This window comes from Paenibacillus terrisolis (assembly GCF_056171975.1).
This window is the reverse complement of sequence record NZ_JBKFGG010000065.1, coordinates 1-1,172: the sequence shown is the minus strand read 5'-3', so window position 1 is coordinate 1,172 and position 1,172 is coordinate 1. Positions and strand designations below refer to the sequence as shown.

The window sequence follows — 1,172 nt, the reverse complement described above, 5'->3', positions numbered from 1 at the left end:
TGTCGTACAATAACAATTATGCGACAAAAATAAGACACCAGGAGGGCACACGATATGAAAAATCAGAATTATTTGAACGCTGTCACACAGCTATACCCTTTTCATCGCCAAACCCAGGAATATCAGGACGAACAGATTATTCAGATGTTCCTGACGGCGACTTCCAAATCTTCCAATACACGAAGAAACTATTATAGAGCCTTGGAGCATTTCAGAGGATTTTTATCCGGCATGCCCTTCAAGGATGTAACCTGGCGCGAAATCGAAGCTTATAAAATCTTCCTTAGCCAGGGCCTTTACCGAAATTCGAACAAACCGCTTGCTCCTGCCAGTGTAGCGGCGTTTATCGCTCCGCTCAAATCCTTTTATAAATGGGGAAGCGACCGGGGAATCGGCATATTCGAGCATAATCCGGCGCAAAACATCCGTATTCCTTCGATTACCGTAACAAGCAGAAAGCATTTCCTGACGAGAAACGAAGTCGGAAGATTGCTGAGCAGCCTTCGAGAGCAGAGCCTGCGCAATTATTTGATCGGATTGTCCCTGGTTCTGCTTGGTCTCCGGGTTTCGGAGCTCAGCGGAATCAAATGGGGCGATTTCCACACGGATCCGATGGAAACTTCCATTTGGCTGACCGTTTCACATGCAAAACGGGGAAAGGTCAGAGAAGTGAAAATCCCGCTTCATCTGTGGAAAATGTATCTGGAGCACGCAAGACAATTGGCGCGAAACGAAGAGCCTCAGCCGGACTTGATACTATTTCCGATTTCTCCTCGCCAAATCGAACGGATCATTAAAAACGCGGGACTGCAAAGCGAATTGAATAAAAAACCGACGCCACACTGGCTTAGACATACCAACGCAACGCTGGCTCTTTTGGAAGGTGCTTCGCTGCAGCAGGTGCAGGAAACATTGGGCCATGCCCATATTAATACAACACAGCGCTACCTACATACGGTTGAACAAATGAAAAAAGCGGCCCCGGATTTTGTCCAGGACTGTTTACTGGAATTTATCAAGTAAAAATAATAGTACTTTTTGTCTATATTTGTCACATAGCACTATGCAATTATCGCCCTTTTGTCCTATAATAGGCATATATCGATTACAAACCTTGCCAAATTTTTGCCATTATATTCCTTAAAATGTCGTATAATTGTTATTGTACGACA

Annotated in this window: 1 protein-coding gene; it reads left to right on the top strand. The window is 44.5% G+C overall.

The genetic code is table 11. From position 1 onward, the window contains the following. The first annotated feature begins 54 nt into the window (after positions 1-54). A complete protein-coding gene (locus ACI48K_RS25595; protein ID WP_475030449.1) occupies positions 55-1,023 on the top strand; it encodes a tyrosine-type recombinase/integrase in 969 nt (322 codons plus the stop codon). The last annotated feature ends 149 nt before the right edge of the window (positions 1,024-1,172 follow it).